Source organism: Nocardioides acrostichi (genome assembly GCF_015319165.1).
Taxonomy (GTDB): Bacteria; Actinomycetota; Actinomycetes; order Propionibacteriales; family Nocardioidaceae; genus Nocardioides; species Nocardioides acrostichi.
In genome coordinates, this window is sequence record NZ_JADIVZ010000012.1 from 92,543 (window position 1) to 110,514 (window position 17,972).

Genomic DNA, 17,972 nt, shown 5'->3' on the forward strand with positions numbered 1-17,972 from the left:
GGTTCGTGACCGGGGTCACACCCCACGCGGCACGGTATCGGCGCCCACGACCGAGGAGGTGGCATGCAGGCGATGCAGCGTCAACGCGAGATCCTCGCCCGCGCCCGCCACGACGGTCGCGTCGACGTCGTCGGTCTCGCCACCGACCTGGGCGTGGCGCCCGAGACGGTGCGCCGCGACCTGCGCCTGCTCGCCGACCGCGGCGTGGTCCAGCGGGTGCACGGCGGGGCCTACCCCGTCGAGAGCGCTGGCTTCGAGACCGAGCTCTCCCAGCGCGAGAGCTCCTTCGTGGGCGAGAAGCGCCGCATCGCGCACGCCGCCGCCGGCCTGCTCGACGGTGCCGAGACCGTGTACGTCGACGAGGGCGTCACGCCGCAGCTGGTCGCCGAGGCGCTCGAGCCCGAGGGCCCGGTCACCGTGGTCACCTCGTCGCTGCAGACCGGCGTCTCGCTGGCCCAGCGCCCCGATGTCACCGTGCTGCTGCTCGGCGGCCGCGTGCGCGGTCGCACCCTGGCCACCGTCGACCACTGGGCCACCTCGATGCTCGGCGACCTCGTCATCGACCTGGCCATCCTCGGCGCCAACGGCGTCTCCCGCCAGCACGGGCTCACCACCCCCGACCCGGCCGTCGCCGCGGTCAAGGGGCTCGTGGTCGAGCGCAGTCGCCGGCGCATCTTCGTCGGCCTCTCGAAGAAGTTCGGCGTCTCGAGCTTCTGCCGGTTCGCCCAGATCTCCGACTTCGAGGCGCTGGTGACCGACACCGGCCTCTCGACCAACGACGCGCACCGCTATGCAGCCCTGGGTCCGCAGGTGATGCGGGCCTAGCGCCGCCCCGTCTCGACAGAGCACCAGAAACACCGGTCGTCCTCGACGCCCGGCTCGACCGTCACGCCCGTGACCGGTCACCTCGCCCGACACTGCATGGAGGTTGAAGTGGGCAGCTACAACAAGAAGATCGCGATGACCGCGGTCGTCGGAGTCGCGGGCCTCGCCCTGGCCGGCTGCGCCGGCGCCGGCGGCGGCGGTGGAGGGAGCAGCTCGGACGGCGGCGGTGGCGCCGTCACCGTGCTCATGGTGGGCAACCCGCAGATGGAGGACATCGAGAAGCTGACCAAGGACACCTTCACCAAGGACACCGGCATCGAGGTCGACTACACGATCCTTCCGGAGAACGAGCTGCGCGACAAGGTGACCCAGGACGTCGCCACCGGTGCCGGCCAGTACGACGTCGTCTCCGTGGGCGCCTACGAGGTGCCGATCTGGGCCAAGAACGACTGGCTCCAGCCGCTCGACGACTACGTGGACGACGACGCCGACTACGACGCCGCCGACCTGCTGGACCCGATGAAGGAGTCCCTCTCCTCCGACGGTCAGCTCTACGCCCTGCCGTTCTACGGCGAGTCGTCCTTCCTCATGTACCGCAAGGACGTGCTGAAGCAGGAGGGCCTCACCATGCCGGAGAAGCCCACCTGGGACGAGGTCGCCGACATCGCGGCCAAGGTCGACGGCGCCGAGCCGGGCATGAAGGGCATCTGCCTGCGCGGCCTGCCGGGCTGGGGCGAGATGTTCGCCCCGCTCACGACGGTGGTCAACACCTTCGGCGGCACCTGGTTCGACGAGGACTGGACCCCCGAGGTCGACAGCCCCGAGTTCACCGACGCGGTCGACTTCTACGTGAACCTGATCAAGCAGCACGGTGAGCCCGGCGCCTCGCAGGCCGGCTTCACGGAGTGCCTGAACGCCATGAGCCAGGGCAAGGTCGCCATGTGGTACGACGCCACATCGGCCGCCGGCTCGCTCGAGGACTCCTCGGTCTCCAAGGTGGCCGGCAAGGTGGGCTACGCCTACGCACCGGTCAAGGAGACCGACTCCTCGGGCTGGCTGTGGACCTGGTCGTGGGCCATGCCCGCCGACACCGACAACAAGGACAACGCCGCCGAGTTCATGAAGTGGGCGACCTCGAAGCAGTACGAGCAGACCGTGGGCGAGCAGTTGGGCTGGTCGCGCGTGCCGGCCGGGAAGCGGGCCAGCACCTACGAGATCCCCGAGTACGAGAAGGCGGCCGGCGACTTCGGCCCGCTGACCCTCGCCTCCATCGAGGCGGCCGACCCGACCGACCCGGGCGTCCAGCCCCGGCCGACCGTGGGCGTGCAGTTCGTCGGCATCCCCGAGTTCGCCGACCTGGGCACCAAGGTCTCGCAGTCCATCGCCGCGGTGATCGCCGGCAAGGGCTCGGTCGAGGACGCCCTGGCCCAGGGCCAGAGCGAGGCCGAGGACGTCGCCAAGAACTACCAGTGACGCTCCACCCCTGAGCGGCCCGGGCGCGGCGGTCCAGCCGACCGCGCCCGGGCATTCCAACCCAGCACGACCCCAGCACGAACCCCAGCACGACCCCAGCACGAACTCCAGCACCACCGGCGGGGCCGATCGGCGGCCCCGTGCCTTCGGGAGGCCCCATGAGCACCACCACCGCACCGCCGTCGGCGGGAACGAGGCAGGCACCGACGCCGGTCCCTCCCGCCCGCAAGCTCGCCTCCGGCGAGCGCTGGCGCCGTCGCGGGCCGCTGCTGCCCGCCCTGGTCTTCACGATCGTCCTCACGCAGATCCCGTTCCTGGTCACCATCGGCATCTCGTTCCTGAACTGGAACGTGCTGCGGCCCGGCGACAAGGACTTCATCGGTCTCGGCACGTTCAACTCCTTCGCCGGCTTCTCGAACTACGCCACGGTGTTCACCGACACCCGGCTGCGGCACGCGGTCGTCAACACCGTCGTGCTCACCGCCTCGGTCGTGGTGGTCAGCATGCTCTTGGGCCTGCTGCTCGCGGTGCTGCTGGACAAGAAGTTCCCCGGGCGCGGCGTGGCCCGCACGCTGCTCATCGCGCCGTTCCTCGTCATGCCGGTCGCCTCGGCGCTGCTGTGGAAACACGCGCTCTACAACCCGGACTACGGCCTGCTCAACGGCGTCCTCAACTGGGTCTGGCAGCTGTTCGGCGCCGACCAGGGCCCGGTCGTCGACTACGTCTCGGGCACGCCGATGACCGCGGTCGTCGCCGCCCTGGTCTGGCAGTGGACGCCGTTCATGATGCTGATCCTGCTGGCCGGGCTGCAGTCCCAGCCGGCCGACGTGCTCGAGGCCGCGCGTCTCGACCGGGCCAGCGGCTTCCAGATCTTCCGCTTCATCACGCTGCCGCACCTGCGCCGCTACATCGAGCTGTCGGTGCTGCTCGGCTCGATCTACGTGCTGCAGACCTTCGACGCCATCTTCACGATCACGCAGGGCGGGCCCGGGTCGGCCACGACGAACCTGCCCTACGAGATCTACCTGACCATGTTCCGCAAGTACGAGTACGGCGAGGCGGCGGCGGCCGGCGTCGTGGTCGTCGTCGGATCCATCGTCGTGGCGACCTTCGCGCTGCGCACCATCTCGTCCCTCTTCACCGAGGAGCACACCCGATGACGACCACGCCCACCGACACCTCCACCGTCCCCGCCACCACCCCGGACACCGCGCCCAGCCCGACGTCCGCCCCGCCGCGACGCCGGCGCGCCCGGTTGCGCGGCGCCGACCAGGAGCGTGCTTCCTGGCGCTGGGCCCTGACGGCCTGGGTGCTCACCCTGGTCTTCGTCGCCCCCGTGGTCTGGATGGTCCTGACCTCGCTGCACACCGAGGCCGACGCCGCCACCAACCCGCCGTCCCCGTTCGCGCCGGTCACCTTCGACAACTACCTGCAGGTCTTCGACCGCGGTGCCGGCGTCTTCCTCACCAATTCCGCGATCGCCAGCGGCGTCTCGACCCTGCTGGTGCTGCTGCTCGCGGTGCCGGCGGCCTACGCGCTGTCGATCAAGCCCGTGGAGAAGTGGACCGACGCGATGTTCTTCTTCCTCTCCACCAAGTTCCTGCCGCCCATCGCGGCGCTGCTGCCCATCTACCTCATCGTCAAGCGGGTGGGCATGCTCGACAACGTCTACACGCTGGTCATCCTCTACACGGCCATGAACATGCCGATCGCGATCTGGATGATGCAGTCGTTCCTGGCCGAGATCCCCAAGGAGATCCTCGAGGCCGCCCAGGTCGACGGCGCCGGCTTCCTGCGCACCATGTGGAGCATCGTCACGCCGATGATCAGCCCCGGCCTGGCCGCGACCGCGCTCATCTGCTTCATCTTCAGCTGGAACGAGTTCATGTTCGCGGTCAACCTGACCGCGACGGTGTCGTCGACAGCGCCGATCTTCCTGGTCGGGTTCATCTCCAGCCAGGGACTCTTCCTGGCCAAGCTGTGCGCCGCCTCCACCCTGGTCTCCCTGCCCGTGCTGATCGCCGGCTTCGCCGCCCAGGACAAGCTGGTGCGCGGTCTGTCGCTGGGAGCGGTCAAGTGAGCCAGCAGACTCTCCAGCGCCTCGCCCCGGAGACACTGGAGGACATCGGCGACCGGGTGCCGGTGCCCGCCTACGACCGATCCCGGGTGCGCACGGGCATCGTGCACCTGGGGGTGGGCGGCTTCCACCGCGCCCACCAGGCGATGTACGTCGATGCGCTCATGAACGCCTCGCCCGGCGACGACGAGGTGCTCGGCTGGGGCATCACCGGCGTCGGGGTTCTGCCGGGGGATGCCCGGATGGCCGAGGTGATGCGCGCGCAGGGCGGCCTCTACACGCTCGTGGTCAAGCACCCCGACGGCCACCTCGAGCCACGCGTCATCGGCTCGATCGTCGACTACCTGCACGCGCCCGCGCAGGGCGAGGAGGTTCTCGACCTGATGGCCGCCCCGGCGACACGCATCGTGTCGCTGACGGTCACCGAGGGCGGGTATCACGTCAACCAGGTCACCGGAGACTTCGATCCGGACGACGCCGGCATCCAGCACGACCTGGGCCTCGGGGCGGGCGAGCTGCCCACCACCGCGTTCGGCTTCGTGGTCGAGGCCCTGGCGCGGCGCCGCGAGGCCGGTGTCCCGGCGTTCACGGTGATGTCGTGCGACAACATCCAGGGCAACGGGCACGTGGCGCACCAGATGATCGGTGCGTTCGCGCGGCTGCGCGACGAGCGGCAGGGCACCGACCTGGCCGACTGGATCGAGCGCGAGGTCGTCTTCGCGAACTCGATGGTCGACCGCATCACGCCGGTCACGACGGACGACGACCGCGCGGCGCTGGCCGACCGGTTCGGCGTCGAGGATGCCTGGCCGGTGGTGTGCGAGCCGTTCACGCAGTGGGCGCTGGAGGACGCCTTCCCGACCGGGCGTCCCGCCTTCGAGGAGGTCGGCGTGCAGGTGGTACCCGACGTCGTCCCGTACGAGCTGATGAAGCTACGGCTGCTCAACGCCAGCCACCAGGCGTTGTGCTACCCGGGCTATCTGGCCGGCCACCGGTACGCGCACGAGGTGTGTCACGACCCGCTGTTCGTCGACTTCCTGCTCGGGTACATGGAGCACGAGGGCACGCCGACGCTGAGCGAGGTGCCGGGCGTCGACCTGGCGCAGTACCGCCGGCAGCTCATCGAGCGGTTCGCCAACCCCGAGGTGCGCGACACGCTCGCCCGGCTGTGCGCGGAGAGCTCGGACCGGATCCCGAAGTGGCTGGTGCCGGTCATCACCGAACGTCTCGCAGCCGGGGGGTCTGTCGACCGCGCCGCACTGGTGGTGGCCTCGTGGGCGCGGTACGCCGAGGGCATCGACGAGCAGGGTGAGGAGATCGACGTCGTCGACCGTCGGCGCGACGTCGTGATGCAGCGTGCCGCCGCCCAGCTCGGCGAGGGTGCCGACGAGCTGGCGTTCCTGCGTGACCCCGCGCTGTTCGGCGACCTCGTGGACACGCCGGCCTTCACCGGCCCCTATCTCGCGGCACTGCGGTCGCTGCACGAGGTCGGTGCCCGGGCGACGCTGGAGGCATGGGCAGCGCGCGGGTGACGCCTGGGGGTGTGTGTCGCGGCCTAGGCTGGAGTCGATGACCAGACCCACGCTCGTCGCCGGCGTCGACTCCTCGACGCAGTCCACCAAGGTGCTGGTGGTCGACGCGGCCACGGGTGTCGTCGTCCGTGAGGGGCGGGCCGCGCACCCCGACGGCACCGAGGTCGACCCCGAGCACTGGTGGGCGGCGTTCTCCTCAGCGACCGCCGGAGGGCTCCTCGACGACGTCGCGGCCATCTCGGTGTCGGCGCAGCAGCACGGCATGGTGGCACTCGACGACGACGGCGCCGTGGTCCGGCCGGCGCTGCTGTGGAACGACACCCGCTCGGCGGATGCGGCCGCCGCACTGGTCGAGGAGTGCGGCGGGCCGGCGGCGTGGGCCGACGAGGTCGGCACCGTGCCGCTCGCGGCGATCACCGTCTCGAAGCTGCGCTGGTTCGCCGAGCACGAGTCGGATGCCGCTGCGCGCACGGCTCAGGTGGTGCTGCCACACGACTGGGTGACTGCGCGCATCCTCGGGCACGACCGGATGCGGCCCGGCGAGGTCACGACCGACCGGGGAGACGCGTCGGGCACCGGCTACTGGTCGCCCGAGAGCGGCTCCTACCGCGAGGACCTGCTGGTGCGGGCGTTCGGTCGCGCCGTCGCGGTGCCACGCGTGCTCGGCCCGACCGAGGCCGCTGGCGAGACTCCCTTCGGCATGCTCGTCGCGGCTGGCACCGGCGACAACATGGGCGCGGCGCTGGGACTCGGGCTGCGGCCGGGCGACGTCGTGGTCTCGCTCGGCACGTCGGGCACGGTGTTCTCGGTGCACGACCGCGCCACGCACGACCCGTCGGGCTTCGTGGCGGGCTTCGCGGACGCGAGCGGTGCGTTCTTGCCGTTGGTCTGCACGTTGAACGCGGCCCGGGTGCTCGGCGCGACAGCCGACCTGCTCGGCACCGACCTGGCCGGGCTCTCGGACCTCGCCCTCGCCGCCGCTCCGGGCGCGGGCGGGTTGACCCTGCTGCCCTATCTGGACGGTGAGCGTACGCCCGACCTGCCCGACTCCACCGGCACGCTGGGTGGGCTCACCCGTGACTCCATGACACCGGCCAATCTCGCGCGTGCGAGTGTCGAGGGCATGCTGTGCGGTCTCGCCGAAGGTCTCGACGCGCTGGTGCGTCAGGGAGTCAGCGCGGAGCGCGTGGTGCTCATCGGCGGCGCGGCGCGTTCGCCCGCCGTCCAGGCCGTGGCACCGGAGGTGTTCGGCGTGCCGGTGGTGGTGCCGCCGGCGGCGGAGTACGTCGCTCTCGGGGCGGCTCGGCAGGCGGCCGAGGCACTGGCGGCGGCTGGCGGACCGGCTCCGGGTGAGTGGAGCCAGGGGGGCGCCGAGGTCGTCGAGCCGCACGGCGGGGCGGCCGGCGCGCGGGTGCGTGCGGCCCACGCAGATCTGCGCACACGGATGCATCCTTAACGTCCGAACGCGCAGGCACGGTGCACTCGTGATCAGGCGGCGGTGAAGTAGAACTCGAACCGGGGCCATTGGTGGCGGTGACGTTGGGGGCGGGGCTGCCCGGGTGGGGCGTTGGATGACCTGATCTGGGCGAGCAGGGCTCGGTAGGAGGTCTCCTGGCGGGCGTGGTTGCAGGCTTCGCAGAGTCCGTCGGCGTTGTCGACCGAGGTGGGCCCGCCTTCTGCGTGGGGTCGGCGGTGATCGATGTGCCGGATGGGCGCGTCGCAGTAGGGGGTGCGGCAGGTGCGGTCGCGGTGGGTGATGAACGTCGCGAGCCCGGCGGGGAAGCAGCGGGCGCGAGACTCCATGGCGACGAGTTCGCCGGTGTCGGGGGCGGCGTAGAGGCGGCGCAGGCTCGCGAGCCCGCGTTCCTGGGCGCGGTCGATGAGGTCGCGGACGGTGTCGGCGGGTAGCGGGACGCCGTCGATCCAGCCGGGTTGGTCGCCGTCCTCTCCGAGGACGTCGAGCAGGGCGGCGTCGGAGACGACGACGTTCACGCTCATCGGGATCACGGGCTCGGCAGGCGCGAGATCTGCTGCCGGCTGGGTGGCGCGCGAGACGAGGGCGTCGACCATGACCTGCCCGCGGGTGCGGGGGTCGCCGGTTGTTCGGGCGGTGTCGGCGATGCGGCCGAGGGTGGCGATGACCGAGACGCCTTGTTCGAGGGGGAGGAGTGCGGAGAGGCGGGTCATGCCGACGCCGGCTGCTCCGGGGACGGGGCGCAGGGACACGTGCCGTTCGGCGACGGCTGCTTCTCGGCGCTTCAGGGTGGCGTGGGGGTCGAGCCGGTAGGCGAGGGCGTCGGCTTCGGCGTGGAGGCGGCGGTCGCCCCAGCCGCTGGTGGTGTCGGGGTCGGCCATGAGTTCGGTGTCGATGCGTCGCCGGTCGGCCAGGGAGAGGCAGGCGGTGGCTTGGGCGAGGATGGTCGCTCGCCATTCGGTGCACCGTCCTGCCTCCATGGCGGCCATGGTGTGGGGCATCTCCTCGACCAGCACGTGCGCGAGGCCGAGGTGACGTTGGCCTCGGTGGGGTGACTCGGCGCGGGCGAGGGCGATCTCGTGGCCGATGCCGCGGGTGCGTCGTGCGGCCGGCTGATGCTCGCGCTCGGCGATGCGGCACTGCTTGACGTGGTGGGCGAGTCGGGCTTGGGCGGCGGCGATGGTGTTCGTCAGCGCCTCGAGCTCGCCGAGGGCCTCGAGCGCGTCGCCTGGCTCGTGGGAGGTGGTAGCGGTGGTGACGCGCTGGTGCACCTGCTCGCGCAGTGTGGCGGTGCTCGGAGGCGTCATGTCCCCAGCCTAATCGAACAGATGTTCGATCACAAGGGTCCAGATCGACTGATTTCGCCGACCCAACCGGCCTCCGGTAACCTCTCCGGCGGTGGCGTGTCCGAGCGGCCGAAGGTGCATCACTCGAAATGATGTGTGGGGTCAAACCCACCGTGGGTTCAAATCCCACCGCCACCGCCAAGTGATTCACGTTTGAACCCCCGTCGAGCTTGCGCTCGGTGGGGGTTCCTTCGTTGTCCGGCCTGGTGGCTGTCACCACGGCAGCCACGACCGGCGCAAGGAGCGCCTCGGCGACGCCGGGAGCGGGTCCGCAGCCGTCGGTGCGGCTGTCGACGTAGAAGGCTTCGAACACGGCGCCATTGAGGATCTGGCGAGAGTGCGGGCCGCAGGAGGCGTAGAGCTCGTGAGCGCAGCGCAACAGTGAGATGACCTGCTCCAGCCGGGCGAAGACCTCGTCGCTTTCGGTCTGAGCGTGCTGGATGAGGCGCCTGGCGTCCGCAATCTCCGCGCCGACTTTCGACTGTCTTTCCTTCAGCACATCGACCGGCAGCGCGTCAGCCATGTAGGCATCGACGAGTTTCTGCTTGTGTCGTTCGAGCTCGGCCAGGCGACGTCGCTGGTCGGCAATGAGGCGACCACCTGACTCTGCGGAGCGGCGGAGGTCGCTGCGGGCTCTGCTGCTGAACTTCTCAACCTCGTCGTCGGTAAACCGCACGACGTCCCACTGGCGCTGGACAACGTCTTCGACCTCCGGGACCGGAAGGTAGGGAAGTTCACAGTCGTACCGCCCGCTGCGAGAGCCGATGCAGAAGAAGTAGTCGTAGTCGCCGCCACGACCCTTGGCGGTGGCAAATCCGATGCGACCCTTGCAGCGCGCACATCGCAGCGCGCCCTTGAGGTAGTGAGTGTGCCGCCAGGAGCGGTCGCCGGCGATGCGCCGACCAGCGAGGATGTCTTGTACCTGTTGCCACAAGACCTCGTCGATGATCGGCTCGTGCGTGCCGTCGTGGATCACGCCGTTGAAGACGATCTGACCCTTGTAGTACGGGTGGCTCAGCATCCGATGGACCTGGCTCGTGTTGATCGGCTTCCCGACGACCTTTCGCGTCGTGCGGCTCTTGAAGCCGCGCTCCTCGAGTGCGTCGCGCAACCCGGAGATTGACCAGTCGCCGGTGGCGTACTGCTCGAAAGCCCACTGCACATGCGGGGCGCGGTCGGGGTCGATCGAGACGGTCCGCACTTCGACCCCGTTGAGGCGCTCGACGGTGTTGAGGTAGCCGAGCGGAGCGACCCCGTTCGTGCCGCCACGCCGGACCTTTTCGGCCATGCCCTTCTTGGCTTCGTGAGACAAGTTCTTCGAGTAGTGCTCAGCGATTGCCGCCATGATGCCGTGGAGCAGGGTGCCGGAAGGGCTGTCGTCGATCTGCTCGCTCGCAGACACCAACGTGGTGCCCGCTAGGTGAAAGACTGTGGCAATCTCGGCGTCATCGATTCGCGAGCGCGCTAGCCGGTCCAACTTGTGCACGATGACGTAGGCGATGTTGCCTTGGCGTATTCGTTCAAGCATGGCCTGCAAGCCGACGCGATCTGCCGACCGGGCTGACGCGCCAGCGTCGACGAACTCGTCGACGACTTCGGCGCCGAGCTCACGAGCCTTGCGGAGGCAGGCCTCACGTTGCGCGGGGATCGAGTAGCCCTCCGCCTCGCCGTTCTTGGTCGCCTGGCGTGCGGTCGAGACTCGCAGGTAAATGAGGGCCTCGACTGCTGCGGTCTCGGGAGAGCTTCTCGGCATGAGCGTTCCTACTCGCTTCGTGCCTCGGACTGGCGTCGGGCGCGCGGTGGTTTGGCTGCGGTCTTGGCGGCGGGAGGGCTGGTCACCGTCTGGCCGATGAAGCCAGCGATGGCGGCCGTGCGGGCGGCTGCTTCGCGTTCAATCTCTTGGCGTGCTTCTTGAGCGCGGGCGATGAGATCAGCGTCGTCCTGCGCCGCATTGATCCGGTCCTCGATGGACCGTCGGATCTCGTCGGCAATGCTGTTGCCTCTGAGCTGCGCAATGAACCGCAGCTGCGCGTGGGCGCCCTCGTCGAGGCGGACGGCCAGTGTCTTGAAGTGCTGCTGTTCTTGATCGGTTGCGCCTTCTGGCGCGGCGTTCTTCGGCTGATGTGGTTGTTCTTGCATAGGCGTAGTACTCCTTTCGGTTAGTTGTTCGAGTTTCTGCCCGCCGGGGTCAGAACCTCGTGGGCTCGTCGGACATTGACGCTCGATTCGAGTGACCTGTCCAGTCGAAAATGCGGTCTGACCTGAGCAAACAGGGGTCATTTGGCAGATGAGCCTGGGCCTGTCGTCAATGGCGGCGGGCGGCCTGTGACGGCCTGGAGGTAGTCGGCCGGGCTGGCAACGTGGCACAGGCCGGTAGGCAAGCGCGGTGTCGCGGCCACAGCGGCCCGCAGGGCGGCGCGGCGGGCCGGATCGGGGCTTACCCACACCACGGCCGGGAAGATGCCGTGTTTGGCCTGGTACGCGCCCGTGGCGGCGTACGCCGCATAGGCTAGGCACTTAGTCTGGATGCGGGGCAGGTGCTCGGTGCCGAGGTCGACTTCCACGAAGGCGTGCTCCTCATAGGCGCTATCGAAATCCGCCCTCCCCGGCAACGGCGCGTACGTCGTAACGACGTGGAGGTCTGGCTTGAGCCATTTCGTCTCCCCGGCCTGGCCGAGAAAGCGACGCCAGTTGCGCGGCTCGACGCCGAGCTAATTCAGGGTGAAACCAGGCAGGTCGCGGTTGGCTTCCGCCAGCGATACCGCGAGATCGTTGACCGCCAAGGTGTGGGTTACAAACTGTGCACCGGGCTCAAGGTAGCGCTTGCGTCGAGCGCGGCCGTGGACAGCGCGGAGGTAGCGCTCCCCGAGGGAAGCGAGCTGCCAGACGTAGCTGGCAGACCCGCGTCTTACACCGCCAATACGTCGCTCGAGGCTGGTGATGACGCCGAGGTCGTCGAGTCGCCGCAGCGTGCGGTTGCAGGCCCGAGCGGCCGCGAGCGTCGTTGCGTGAGCGTTGGCGAAATGCAGTCGTTGGAGCTGATGCGTATCGAGGAGCCTGAAGCGCTCCAAGCTCGTCAGGATCTGCTCGTCCCGTGCTCCTAAAGCCTCGCTGAGTTGGTGGATGCGTCGTGTGTTCACTCACCTCTCCAATCGCGCGGTCTGCGGCCGTCCCGCTCGCCGCTCGCCGCGTCGTTGTGTCCCCGCACTGCGGGGTCAGTCCCTTCCCGGAGCGGCGAGTGAATCGGGGTTGAGCTGCGGGAACGGCTGGAAGTCAGCAACGCGGTTCGTCGATCGGTTCGTCTGTCGTTCTTCGCGTTGAGTGCGCGGATGTTGCGGTGGTTGTCTTCGCTCACGGAGTCGTCTCCTCACCCGTGCTAGGCACGTTGTCGCGGCAGTGCTCACTCCCCGTCGGAAGCGGCTTGCGACCGATTCGTAGATCGGCTGCGGGGGAAGGAACGGCTTCGCCTTCGACGACCCGCTCGTGGACCTGCATTGCTGCGCCATAGCGATCGCGGGAGGCCCGGCGGATGCGCTCGCCGAGGCCGGTCGCGGTCGGTGGCGGGAGCGTCACGAGCGAGCACCAGGGCTGGGACGCCCCGCCGACCACGAGCGTCGCGTAGGCGTGGAAGCGATCGAGGCTCAGGAAGTCGACATCGGCCAGGTTGGGCGCTTGCCGGGCTGTGGCGGCGGCGTCGCGGGGGTCGAGGGCACGGAAGACGATCTTGTTGCGTGCGTTCGAGTCGACGGCGGCAGCCATCTGGGCTGGCAACTGCGCCTTGAACTGGTGGGCGAGATGCCAGCCGACGCCCATCGAACGGCTGGCATTCAAGGCTGAGTCGAAGGAGGTCGGGAGGTGCAGGTAGTTCTGGACCTCATCGATCCAGACGCTCGCGGGCCGACTCGTTGGGTCGAGCTCAGACGCCCGCTCCAGCGTTGCGGACCATGTCTCTGCGACGACGAGGCCCCCAAGCAGCTGGGCCGTCAGGGGACCGATCAGCGACTCATTGAGCGGAACGAGCACGACCTTGGTGTCTCGGAAGACGTCACGAAATCGGAAGATGGGTTTTGGCTGTCCGAGGACTCGTCGCAGGCTGGGCCGAAGCAGGTATTGACGCAGCTTGTTAAGAGGTGCGGCGAGGGCCTGGGCCTGCGCTTGCACTGTCTGTCCTTCGTACCAGGACCAGAACTGCCCCAGCCCCGGATCGCTTGCGACATGCCCGATGACCGAGCGGCGGAAGCTGGCGTCGGTGAACAGTCTCGGCAGGTCAAGCAACGTGTAGGGCAGCTCGCCGTGGCGCTGCTTCTGCGTACCGACACGTGCGAGTGTAAGCAGTCCCGAGTGGAGTATGTCCTGAGTCCGCCGGCAGCCGATTTTCCATGTAGGCAGCGCGAAATTGGGAACCCGGGCACGCGTGTTGGCGCCGGACGTAATCCGACTTACTTTGAACGGTCCCTTACCGCTCCGCGTGCTTGATCGAGGCTTGCTCCGAGATCCGGGACGACGGCGCATTTGGGGCGTGACTGTGCTGGATCCTTGCCCGCCCGGTCACAAGCGAGACATTTCGACCCACGACGGCTCTTTGGCTGCCGAGCTCCGACTTCGAGGCGTCATCTCTCGCGATCACGCGCGGCGAATTGGAGTGTCACTTGAAGAAATCTCCGGGGATACGGTTAAAGCTGGTGGTTGGCTCATGGACGGCGATTGTGCGCGTGTAAAACTGACGGGCTTGAAGGGTCTTGTGAGAGTCCGAGCATTGACACCAAAGGAAGCAGCTCGTGAACTTCGAATTCCGGACCCTGCATTAGTGTTCGCTTTGATGGACCATTCGTTGTTGCTTGAGCAAGGGTTTATCAGACCTGCTCTTGCTCGAGACCTAGATAGCGAACTGCTTAGTGCGCGCGATTCAGCATTTTTCGGCAGGGGAAAGTTCGAAACTCCTGCCGAAAAACCTAACTCGTATCTACTTGCACACCCGCGTCTTCTTCGAGACATGCGGGTGTCCGGACTGATTCTTCAGTTGCCGGGGAACATCATTTTGCGGGGTGATGCTGCCACGAAAGCTTTAAGAATCGTCACGGGGCTCTCTCAGCCATTCTCTGTGAGTGAAGCGCGAATAGCTTTACGAACGAATCGCCGCGTTTGCTTGGCTTTGCTTCAGCGACTAGATGAGCTTGGCGGGACAAAGAAGCTTCCTGACGGGAGGCGCATAGTGATCGGAAGTGGGCAGCCCCCCATTGATTAGCCGAGTTCGAGCACGTGATTCTCACGCGTTACCGGCTGCTACTAGGGCGCATTCAATATTGTTCTCGGGGGCTAGATCTAGGCCATGGGGGCTCTCGAAAGCTGCGGGTGCCGTTGATGTGAGGCGGATCTAGGTGGTCGCATCGAGTACTGTGAGCTGAAGCAGTCACTGATCACAAGTGGATCCGGATGCAGGACAAGTGCGGTCATCTGAATCGGGGCGCAAGGGCAACTCGCGCTCAGGTGTCACGCGGGGGGCCGGAGTCTGGCGCGAGATCGCCAAGGAGATCGCGCGCAGCGCACCGTTGGGCTGGCATCATAGCCCGCTGTGGTAGGCACCTCGACGCCAGGCCCTTCGGCCGGAAGCCACGCCAGGGACGGCGGAGGATCGATGGGCGCGGGCACATCTTGCTGGGCCTCATCTGCCGCCACACTTTCACCACCATTGCCCAGAACCTGGGTCAGGCTGGGCGACCAATGCCCCCGGCACGGTGATGCGCCTTGAGCGATCCGACAAACCCGACGATCGAGACGAGCCGAGCCACTAGGCGACCGTGTCCTCGGCGAGGGAAGCCACAGCGCAGTCGGAATACTCGTTGACGGTCGACCAGGACGACCCTTTGATCTTGTACCTCCCGCACCGCAGCATCGAGTGCACCAACGGTGTGTTGGCGAGGACCAGCACCTGTCTAAGGGCAGCGATCTGAGCGTCGTGAGCGCGAAAACTCGACTCGATCCTGGCAGCCTGACGGGCGGTCGCGCCAGACACTGGGCCATCTACACCGTGAGAGAAGCTCCCAGAGTTCCCTGCGTCCACCGCTCTAGTCTGCCCTCGATCCAGCGTTGCATGCCCGCCACGTCACATAGAAACCGGTCTAGACCGACATAGCAACCCAGATCCGCCCCTTGACACGAGCTTGCCGCTCCCTCGTACTAGTTCATACTTAGGAAACCTTCAGCTCGGGAGCACCAGATGAAGTTGGTCGCACAAGGGGCTTTAGTCTGTTCCTGTGCACTCTCCTTCACGATGTTGTTAGTAGCGGGAAGCAGCCACGTGCGAGGGCTAGCCAAGTTTCGTGCCTCAATCGTGGCTCATGGTGTGGTGCCGTTCCGCCTTCATCGACCCGCAACCCTTGTGTTTGCTTGGGCTGAGGTGGGTGTGGGGATTGCGGGCATAGTAGGTATTGGCGCTTTCAGAACCGGGCCCTCGGTAGTATCACAGAAAGGACGTCGTCCCGCAGAGTTCAACACTTGCCTACAATTATAACCGGCGGGCATCGAGCTGCGCTGGCAAAAATGCGTGGTCATGGAAAGTCGACCTGTCTCCCGCCTGGCAGAACAAGAAGTCGAGGCGCTGCTCAGATGGACAGAGAATTACTCTTCGCGACGGTGACGAGGTAGCCCGCGTGAACACCGCATGTCGCCAAATGCTTGGTGGACACGACCCCGCTGCAAGTAGTCTCCCATATAACCAATTTACACCTGACGGATGCGATCCGGGTGCGGGGAGCCCTGCTGGATGTTGAGCTGCCGGCCTGCCGTGTTCTTGATGCTTTGTATCGTCTGGGCGTCAGCTGGTTGTTCTGCGACTACTGATGACCGCCCTCATGTTCCGGCGAGCAACTCGCCCTCTCACTCCACAAGTGAAGACCCCTGCGACGCGACGGAAAATCCGAAGTACGTCAATTCCGAGTCGACAGCGTCTCGCAAGACTGATTCGCTGCCTTTTCAGCTGGGTTTTGCAGGAGATATAGTGGCAGATGCCCTGCCATTGATGCGGAATCTGCCCGGGCACGTCGTCATGATCGCCTTTTGGGGTGAACCGGGAGCGGTCGAGCCCACCGTTGACACTCCACTGACGTTCTTGGGAGTGGACGGGGTATGGAGGAGTCTATCTGGGCGCGACATGGGAGGTACTTCGCAGTATCTGCAGCTGAGAAGCGGTTCCTTGAGTCCAGACGGTTCGCGGTGGCTTGTCACTTACGGCGATCGGACGCGTCTGCTGAACTTTCAGTCGGGTGAGCTGTCGCCCCCGCTGGTTCCGCCCACCGGCCGTTCCGTCGTGTCCTGGGCGCCGGATGGTCTGTCGTTTCTAATTCAGGTTCCTGGAGCTCGCCCAAGGCTCTTCGACCGGGACGGGAACAGACTCCCAGTCACGTTGCCGTTAGCGCGGAAAGAGCAGGGTGTCTTCGCCGCTAATGAGCAAACTGCGTTGTACGTAAGCGAGCGATCGAAAGATTCGGGAATGCAGTTCCTGATCAAAAGCTTTGATGTTTCGTCTACGGTTACAGTCACTAAATCGTGCGTCGCGCGTTTAGGGATCGACCGCGGAAAGACGGGTGTTTTGGCAGTCAATAGAAGTGAGTTGCTACTTAGCGGCCCGCAGAGAACCGGTAGTCGTCCCACCTTTGAGTTTGTTCTCTTGAGCCTACATAACGGCACCGTCTTGCACGATATCGCGGTCAAGGGCTACGTACCTTTCTATGATCAGCCCCTAGCGCCTACACTTATTGCCGCCGGTGTCCAGGGTGGCCCTACCAGGCTAAGTGTGCTGGATCTTAAGTCATCAAATGTTGTTGATATCGCGCGGCTGCTCAGTTATAAGCAGTCCGGTTACGAGAATCACGCTTCGAGTGTTTTCGCCTCTCAACTGTTACGGCGATCGCTGCGATGAGCTTAAGCCCAGTAAGTAGCGTCCCATGGCACAGGCACCCCACTGTTTATGCGATTCTGATATTGTCATTGCTTCTGTTTGTCCCTGCATCGCTCGTTATGTCTGGACATACTGCGGTTGCCGGCGCAACATGGTGGGTGCTGTTTGCACTTGCGGCAGCGTACTCATTGTCAGGGTCTGTTTGAAGTCACAACTCAGCTATGCTGATCTCGTCGGTCTGGCGAGGCCTCGGTCGCTCGTACTTCATAGCCGGTCTGCTGGTCGGCGGTGCAACAATGGCGTTTGCGCTGTGGTTGCTCGGTGCCAGCACGCTGCGCTGGTGGTTGAACTGGGATCCCCAGATTCAAACTTTTGTCCTGGCTGCGCTTCTATTGGGCAGTCTGGGAGTGGGACGACCTCCGATGTCTCGGAGATTGTCCCAGAATCGAAGGCAGGTACCCCAGGCAGTTTCGCGGCGTGGGCCGCGGCTGGGGGGTTTGCAGTTTGGCTTTGAGATGGGGACAGGTGCAAGGACATTCATGCCAACCGTTTTGCCTCATCTGTTGGTATTGGGTGTTGTGCTATTTCTTTCTGTCGGTACTTCGCTTTTAGTGGGCCTCGGTTTCGGCATTGGTCGATCCCTGGTTCCACTCCTTCGCTCGTATGATGATTTTGACCTAGAGTGGTCAGAGGCATTCACTCGGGTGGAGACATGGTTTTGGAGGGCCGTCTTACTTGTTGCCGTAGCAGGTCTGACATTCCGCACTGTGTATTTGCACCAGTGAGTCCTTAAACGTGTCGATGTTAGCGGAATGCGGTTTATGCGAATCGAGGGTGTAGGAGCTGGGGTATAAAGCCGCCTCTTTCGAGAGCAGGCAGCGGTCGATGTAGTCCGTGAGCTTCCCGACTTTGAGCGCGGATCCGCGCAAGTGTTCGAGGCGCCCATCGCTAGCCTCTTGGGGGCGTTTCTGGTGTCGGCCTGTCGAAGCGGGAAGGCCGATGGACTGCAAGTGATCCGGGTGACCGGCGGTTTCAGCCGCCGAGATATTCCGCGTGTTGAGGCGCGAATGAGGAGGAGCCGGATAAGTGAAAGTTCTACTTAGCTGCGAGCTGGACGGTGCGAACGACCTGAAGCATATTGGGGCGTAAAGAAGATGATTGTGCAACATGCAATCAGTTGCGAGAAACCTCTCCGCTCCCCGTGGTTCATCGAGACCGAGGAGAAGGTCCAGACTTGGCACGGACGGGTGAAATTGGTAACCGACAAGAACAATCACTGATTCATGATGAAAATCTCCAATCCATATCGGTGCTGGTTGGAAAGACAATCTGAACCTGGCTCAAAGAG

Annotated in this window: 12 protein-coding genes, 1 tRNA gene and 4 pseudogenes; 11 read left to right on the forward strand and 6 right to left on the reverse strand. The window is 65.9% G+C overall.

Going from position 1 to position 17,972, the window contains the following annotated elements; translation table 11 throughout:
- Window positions 1–63: 63 nt before the first annotated feature.
- The 6 genes from ISG29_RS17640 (at window position 64) to xylB (ending at window position 7,363) form a co-directional block, all read left to right on the forward strand.
- Window positions 64–825 carry a DeoR/GlpR family DNA-binding transcription regulator gene (locus ISG29_RS17640; protein WP_194504773.1) on the forward strand — a complete coding sequence of 254 codons (762 nt, stop codon included), beginning with the start codon at window positions 64–66 and terminating at the stop codon, window positions 823–825.
- 69 nt (window positions 826–894) lie between these two features.
- Window positions 895–2,298, forward strand: a complete 1,404-nt coding sequence (locus ISG29_RS17645; RefSeq protein WP_328829699.1) for an ABC transporter substrate-binding protein — start codon at window positions 895–897, stop codon at window positions 2,296–2,298.
- 158 nt (window positions 2,299–2,456) lie between these two features.
- Window positions 2,457–3,458, forward strand: coding sequence for a carbohydrate ABC transporter permease (locus ISG29_RS17650; protein WP_194504774.1), 1,002 nt, complete (start codon window positions 2,457–2,459; stop codon window positions 3,456–3,458).
- On the forward strand, window positions 3,455–4,378 hold the full coding sequence (locus ISG29_RS17655) for a carbohydrate ABC transporter permease (protein WP_194504775.1): 924 nt from the start codon (window positions 3,455–3,457) through the stop codon (window positions 4,376–4,378). Before ISG29_RS17650 ends, ISG29_RS17655 begins: the two co-directional genes overlap by 4 nt.
- On the forward strand, window positions 4,375–5,907 hold the full coding sequence (locus tag ISG29_RS17660) for a mannitol dehydrogenase family protein (protein WP_194504776.1): 1,533 nt from the start codon (window positions 4,375–4,377) through the stop codon (window positions 5,905–5,907). The genes ISG29_RS17655 and ISG29_RS17660 overlap by 4 nt, the downstream gene beginning before the upstream one ends.
- A gap of 37 nt (window positions 5,908–5,944) precedes the next feature.
- A complete protein-coding gene (xylB, locus tag ISG29_RS17665; protein ID WP_194504777.1) occupies window positions 5,945–7,363 on the forward strand; it encodes a xylulokinase in 1,419 nt (472 codons plus the stop codon).
- A gap of 32 nt (window positions 7,364–7,395) precedes the next feature.
- Here xylB and ISG29_RS17670 read toward each other — a convergent pair whose 3' ends face one another.
- Complete coding sequence (locus ISG29_RS17670; protein ID WP_194504778.1) at window positions 7,396–8,688, reverse strand: HNH endonuclease; 1,293 nt, start codon at window positions 8,686–8,688, stop codon at window positions 7,396–7,398.
- 90 nt (window positions 8,689–8,778) lie between these two features.
- Here ISG29_RS17670 and ISG29_RS17675 point away from each other — a divergent pair.
- Together ISG29_RS17675 and ISG29_RS17680 are read left to right on the forward strand one after the other, a co-directional pair.
- Window positions 8,779–8,868, forward strand: a tRNA-Ser gene (locus ISG29_RS17675).
- Window positions 8,869–9,160: 292 nt separating this feature from the next.
- The gene (locus tag ISG29_RS17680) at window positions 9,161–9,331 is read left to right on the forward strand and encodes a hypothetical protein (RefSeq protein ID WP_194504779.1); all 171 of its coding nucleotides are present in this window, start codon (window positions 9,161–9,163) and stop codon (window positions 9,329–9,331) included.
- 93 nt (window positions 9,332–9,424) lie between these two features.
- On the opposite strand, the pseudogene ISG29_RS21875 reads toward ISG29_RS17680, so the two are convergent.
- From ISG29_RS21875 to ISG29_RS17710, 4 genes and pseudogenes are all read right to left on the reverse strand, one after another.
- Window positions 9,425–10,480 (reverse strand): annotated as a pseudogene (locus ISG29_RS21875) (recombinase family protein); the annotation flags it as partial.
- An 8-nt stretch (window positions 10,481–10,488) separates the two neighbouring features.
- The gene (locus ISG29_RS17695; protein WP_207793300.1) at window positions 10,489–10,866 is read right to left on the reverse strand and encodes a hypothetical protein; all 378 of its coding nucleotides are present in this window, start codon (window positions 10,864–10,866) and stop codon (window positions 10,489–10,491) included.
- Window positions 10,867–11,003: 137 nt separating this feature from the next.
- Window positions 11,004–11,867 (reverse strand): annotated as a pseudogene (locus ISG29_RS21880) (replication-relaxation family protein).
- 211 nt (window positions 11,868–12,078) lie between these two features.
- Window positions 12,079–13,002: a type IV secretory system conjugative DNA transfer family protein gene (locus tag ISG29_RS17710; protein ID WP_194504781.1), complete on the reverse strand. Its 924-nt coding sequence runs from the start codon at window positions 13,000–13,002 to the stop codon at window positions 12,079–12,081.
- Between the two features lie 718 nt (window positions 13,003–13,720).
- On the opposite strand from ISG29_RS17710, the gene ISG29_RS21885 reads away from it, so the two are divergent.
- The 3 genes and pseudogenes from ISG29_RS21885 (at window position 13,721) to ISG29_RS21890 (ending at window position 15,238) form a co-directional block, all read left to right on the forward strand.
- The gene (locus ISG29_RS21885) at window positions 13,721–13,972 is read left to right on the forward strand and encodes a SelB domain-containing protein (protein WP_407940239.1); all 252 of its coding nucleotides are present in this window, start codon (window positions 13,721–13,723) and stop codon (window positions 13,970–13,972) included.
- A gap of 188 nt (window positions 13,973–14,160) precedes the next feature.
- Window positions 14,161–14,439: pseudogene (locus ISG29_RS21105) on the forward strand (IS30 family transposase); the annotation flags it as partial.
- Window positions 14,440–14,944: 505 nt separating this feature from the next.
- Window positions 14,945–15,238: a MauE/DoxX family redox-associated membrane protein gene (locus tag ISG29_RS21890; RefSeq protein ID WP_407940238.1), complete on the forward strand. Its 294-nt coding sequence runs from the start codon at window positions 14,945–14,947 to the stop codon at window positions 15,236–15,238.
- 2,205 nt (window positions 15,239–17,443) lie between these two features.
- On the opposite strand, the pseudogene ISG29_RS17720 reads toward ISG29_RS21890, so the two are convergent.
- Window positions 17,444–17,586: pseudogene (locus ISG29_RS17720) on the reverse strand (ISL3 family transposase); the annotation flags it as partial.
- Window positions 17,587–17,972: the final 386 nt, after the last annotated feature.

Coding starts and splice junctions, on each gene's coding strand:
- ISG29_RS17640 (WP_194504773.1), top strand. CDS start 64: ATGCAGGCGATGCAGCGTCAACGCGAGATCCTCGCCCGCGCCCGCCAC.
- ISG29_RS17650 (WP_194504774.1), top strand. CDS start 2,457: ATGAGCACCACCACCGCACCGCCGTCGGCGGGAACGAGGCAGGCACCG.
- ISG29_RS17655 (WP_194504775.1), top strand. CDS start 3,455: ATGACGACCACGCCCACCGACACCTCCACCGTCCCCGCCACCACCCCG.
- xylB (WP_194504777.1), top strand. CDS start 5,945: ATGACCAGACCCACGCTCGTCGCCGGCGTCGACTCCTCGACGCAGTCC.
- ISG29_RS17670 (WP_194504778.1), bottom strand. CDS start 8,688: ATGACGCCTCCGAGCACCGCCACACTGCGCGAGCAGGTGCACCAGCGC.
- ISG29_RS17695 (WP_207793300.1), bottom strand. CDS start 10,866: ATGCAAGAACAACCACATCAGCCGAAGAACGCCGCGCCAGAAGGCGCA.
- ISG29_RS21885 (WP_407940239.1), top strand. CDS start 13,721: ATGCGGGTGTCCGGACTGATTCTTCAGTTGCCGGGGAACATCATTTTG.
- ISG29_RS21890 (WP_407940238.1), top strand. CDS start 14,945: ATGAAGTTGGTCGCACAAGGGGCTTTAGTCTGTTCCTGTGCACTCTCC.